Origin of the sequence: Methylobacterium sp. WL103 (assembly GCF_008039885.1) — a bacterium.
Taxonomy (GTDB): domain Bacteria; phylum Pseudomonadota; class Alphaproteobacteria; order Rhizobiales; family Beijerinckiaceae; genus Methylobacterium; species Methylobacterium cerastii.
On record NZ_VRUX01000344.1, the window covers coordinates 1 to 4,552 of the forward strand.

Annotated in this window: 3 protein-coding genes and 1 pseudogene; 1 reads left to right on the forward strand and 3 read right to left on the reverse strand. The window is 69.6% G+C overall.

The window, feature by feature from the left end:
* From FV222_RS17965 to FV222_RS17975, 3 genes are all read right to left on the reverse strand, one after another.
* Positions 1-499 (reverse strand): hypothetical protein (locus FV222_RS17965; RefSeq protein ID WP_147815310.1); only part of this gene is annotated, 499 nt, incomplete at its 3' end.
* Between the two features lie 112 nt (positions 500-611).
* Entirely contained in the window at positions 612-1,820 is a 1,209-nt protein-coding gene (locus tag FV222_RS17970; RefSeq protein WP_147763911.1) for an acetyl-CoA C-acetyltransferase, read from the reverse strand.
* Positions 1,821-1,910: 90 nt separating this feature from the next.
* Positions 1,911-3,695 (reverse strand): acyl-CoA dehydrogenase C-terminal domain-containing protein, encoded by a 1,785-nt coding sequence (locus FV222_RS17975; RefSeq protein WP_147763910.1) that lies wholly within the window; start codon positions 3,693-3,695, stop codon positions 1,911-1,913.
* Between the two features lie 282 nt (positions 3,696-3,977).
* On the opposite strand from FV222_RS17975, the pseudogene FV222_RS17980 reads away from it, so the two are divergent.
* A pseudogene (locus FV222_RS17980) lies at positions 3,978-4,552 on the forward strand (hypothetical protein); the annotation flags it as partial.

Sequence of the window (4,552 nt, forward strand, 5' to 3'; positions counted from 1 at the left end):
GCGCGGGCGCCGGGGCGGGCGTCGGCGTCGGCATCGGTGCGCCGGGCTTCGGCGTGTTGTCGCCCGCCGCCGCGATCGCCAGCATGTTGAGCAGCTTGGTGACGGAGGCCTGCGAGATCGCCGTCACCGACGAGGACGGGTCTGCGTTGATGGTCTGGAACTTGAGGTAGGTCTTATCCTCGTAGATCTCGTTGAGGTGCTTGAGTTCCGGCAGCGTGAACTTCGTCGCGTATTCCTTCGACAGGCCATCGATCATGATGCCGCTCTGCTTGTCGAACTCGGCCATCAGCTCTTTGCGGACCGGCTCCGACTTGTCGTCGGGCATCGCGGCGACGGTCTTCTCCAGCGCGGCGTCGAAGCCGGTCTTCAGGTTCTTGATCAGCGTCTTGCTGACGAGCGTCTTGGCTTCCGCGACCTTGTCGGCCGCCTCGTCCGCGCGGGCGGCGATGGGAAGGGCGAGCGCAGTCGTCAGGCACAGGGTGGCGAGCAGGCGGGTCATCGTTTCTCCCAAAGGTTCGTGTCGTCCCTGCCGTTTCCCGGCACGGGTCGGGGCCGGCTCTAGCAGCGTTCGCCCGGAATAGGGAACGCGCCGGCCGTTCCGGCCCCCGGGGTCAGACCCGCTCGATGATGGTCGCCGTGCCCATGCCGGCGCCGATGCACAGGGTCACCAGGGCGCGCTCCTTGCCGGTGCGCTCCAGCTCGTCGAGCACGGTGCCGAGGATCATCGCGCCGGTGGCACCGAGCGGATGGCCCATGGCGATGGCGCCGCCGTTGACGTTGACCTTGGCCGGATCGAGGTCGAACGCCTGCTGGAAGCGCAGCACGACCGCGGCGAAGGCCTCGTTGACCTCGAACAGGTCGATGTCGGACAGCTGCATCCCGGCGCGCGCCAGCACCTTCTTGGTCACGTCGACAGGGCCGGTCAGCATCAGCGCCGGGTCGGAGCCGATGTTGGCGAAGGCGCGGATTCTGGCTCGCGGCTTCAGGCCCGCGCCCTGCCCGGCCTCCCGCGAGCCGATCAGCACCGCGGCGGCGCCGTCGACGATGCCCGACGAGTTGCCGGCATGGTGGACGTGGTCCACCGCCTCGACGTCCGGGTGGGCGTCCACGGCCACCGCGTCGAACCCGCCCATCTGGCCCATCTGGACGAACGAGGCCTTCAGCTGGCCGAGCGACTGCATGTCGGTCGCGGGCCGCATGTGCTCGTCGCGGTCGAGCAGCGTGATGCCGTTCACGTCGCGCACCGGCACGACCGAGCCCTTGAACAGGCCCTCGGCCCACGACTTGCCCGAGCGTTTCTGCGACTGCACCGCGTAGGCGTCGCAATCGTCGCGGCTGAACCCGTACTTGGTGGCGATCAGGTCGGCGGAGACGCCCTGGGGCATGAAGTAGGACTTGATCGCGATCGCCGGGTCGACCGGCCAGGCGCCGCCCGAGGCGCCCAAGCCGACGCGGCTCATCGATTCGACGCCGCCGCCGACCGTCATGTCGTGCTGACCGGCCATCACCTGGGCGGCGGCGAAGTTGATCGCGTCGAGGCCCGAGGCGCAGAAGCGGTTGATCTGCACGCCCGGCACGTGGGTGCCGTAGTCGGCGACGAGCGCGGCGGCGCGGGCGATGTCACCGCCGGCCTCGCCGACCGGGTCGACGCAGCCGAGCACCACGTCGTCGACGCGACTGGTGTCGAGCCCGTTGCGATCCTTGAGCGCGCGCAGCGCCGTCTCGGCCAGCCGCAAGGCCGTGACCTCGTGCAGCGACCCGTCCGGCTTGCCGCGGCCGCGGGGGGTGCGGACGTGGTCGTAGATGAAGGCCTCGGTCATGGCGTTTCCCTTGATCTTTCCGACTTGCGCAGCCGCACCGCGTACCCCCATCCCGCCTGCGCGAGAGGGTGGAGAGGGAGGGCTTGCGCCTTAGAACGCCTCGGCCGGCACCGCCATGGTCGAGTCCGCGCCGGCCTTGATGCGCACCAGGCGCATCGCGGTCTCGGGCAGCACCCGCTCCATGTAGAAGCGGCCGGTGGCGAGCTTGGCGTCCATGCGCGCCGGCAGCTCGGCCAGCTTCGCGTTCGCCGCCTTGGCGATCCTGCCCCACATGTAGCCCATCGCGACGAGGCCGAGGAGGTGCATGTAGTCGGTGGCGCCGGCGCCGGCGTTGTCGGGCTTCGAGAACGCGTTCTGCATGAACCACATGGTGGCGCCCTGCAGGTCGTTCAGCCCGGCTTGGAGCGGCCCGGTATAGGCCTTCAGCGCCTCGTCCTCGTCGTTGTCCTTGATGAAGGCCTGGACCTCGCCGAGGAAGGCCATCATCGCGCGGCCGCCGTCCTTGGGGAGCTTGCGGCCGATCAGGTCCATCGCCTGGATGCCGTTGGCGCCTTCGTAGATCATCGCGATGCGGGCATCGCGCACGAACTGCGACATGCCCCATTCCTCGATGTAGCCGTGGCCGCCGAACATCTGCTGGGCTTCGACCGCGTTGGCGAAGCCCCGGTCGGTGAGCACGCCCTTGACCACCGGGGTGAGCAGGCCGAGCAGGTCGTCGGCGGTCTGGCGCTCCTTCGCGTCCTCGGAGCGGTGCGAGACGTCCGACTGCAGCGCGGTCCAGAGCATCAGCGCGCGGGCCGACTCGTTGAAGGCGCGGATGCCCATCAGCGTGCGGCGCACGTCCGGGTGGACGATGATCGGGTCGGCGGCCTTCTCGGGCGCCTTCGCACCGGTGAGCGAACGGCCCTGGATCCGATCCTTCGCGTAGGCGACCGCGTTCTGGTAGGCGACCTCGGACTGGCCGAGGCCCTGAACGCCGACGGCGAGGCGCGCCTCGTTCATCATGACGAACATCGCGTTGAGGCCGCGGTTCTCCTGGCCGACGAGCCAGCCGGTGGCGCCGTCGTAGTTCATCACGCAGGTGGAATTGCCGTGGATGCCCATCTTGTGCTCGATCGAGCCGCAGGACACGCCGTTGCGCGCGCCGACCGAGCCGTCGGCGTTCACCAGGAACTTCGGCACCACGAAGAGCGAGATGCCCTTGGTGCCGGCCGGCGCGCCCTCGATCCGGGCGATGACGAGGTGGACGATGTTCTCCGAGAGGTCGTGCTCGCCCGCCGAGATGAAGATCTTGGTGCCGGTGAGCGCGTAGGAGCCGTCGCCGTTCGGCACGGCCTTGGTCTTCAGGAGGCCGAGATCGGTGCCGCAATGCGGCTCGGTCAGGTTCATGGTGCCGGTCCAGGCGCCCTCGACCATCTTCGGCAGGTAGGTGGCCTTCTGCTCGTCCGAGCCGTGCACCAGGAGCGCCGCCATCGCGCCCTGCGTCAGGCCCGGATACATCCCGAGGGCGAGGTTGGCGCCGGAGGCGAATTCCTGGATCGCGGTGTTCAGCGTGTGCGGCAAGCCCTGGCCGCCGTATGCCTCGGGCACCGACAGGCCCATCCAGCCGCCCTGGGCGTAGGCGTCGTAGGCCGCCTTGAAGCCCTTCGGCGTCGTCACCGAGCCGTCCGCCTGGCGGGTGCAGCCTTCGAGGTCGCCGACCCGGTTGAGCGGGGCCAGCACCGAGTCGGCGAGCTTGGCGCCCTCGTTCAGCACCGCCTCGACCATGTCCGGGGTGGCGTCCGCGAAGCCCGCGAGGTTGGCGTGGTTGTGGAAGCCGAGCACGTCGTTGAGGAGGAAAAGGGTGTCCTCGACCGGGGCGCGATAGCTCGGCATCTCTTCATCCTCCAGCTGGGCGGAGGCCCTGCCCGATCGCTCGCGGATCGGTGGGTCCCTCGATAGTTCATATATAAACTATCCGGCCGCGCGAGGGCAAGGGGGCGCGGCACGATGCGGAGCTTTCAACCATAGCGACACGCGGCCTCCGTCTTAACCGGGTGTTTACCAAGAAAGTTAATGGTCCACGACAACCGATCCGAGGCCCACGTTCCGGACACGTCACAAGCGTCCGCGCATGTCGTCCGGAACCGGTGCCGAATGCCGCCGAACGCAGGCCCGATGATGACCCGAACCGCGACGCCGAGCTTCGACACCTTCGATCCCGACGTGCTCGACGCTGCCCGAGACGTGGCGCGCCGCGCCGGCGTGCCGCTGGAGACGTGGATCGCCTCCGTCGTCCCGGACAAGGGCCGGCCCGGGGCCAAGCCCGGTGCCGCCAAGGCGAAATCCTCCGCGAAGGCTCCGCGCCACGCCCCCGCCGACCTCGCGCGGTCCGAGCCGGCCGCACCGGCCTCGCCCGCTTCGAGCAAGCCTGAAACAGCTTGGGCAGAGCCTGCGGCAGCTTGGGCCGAGCCTGCGGCCAGGGCCATCCCCGAAATCGCCTCGGACGGCGCCTTCGGCGCGACCATCCAGACGCTGCTCGCCCGCATCGACGGCCTCGACCGCACCCTGGCGGAGGAGCGCCTGTCGGTGGAGGACGCGGCGCAGCGCCGGATCGCCGACATCGAGTCGCGCATCGGCGCGGCGATCGGCGCCAGCACGGCCCCGGTCCAGCAGGTCGCCGAACGTCTGGGCGACATCGAACGCCGCATGTCGGCGCTGGGCGAGCAGCTTGCCGCCACCCGGCCCCCGGG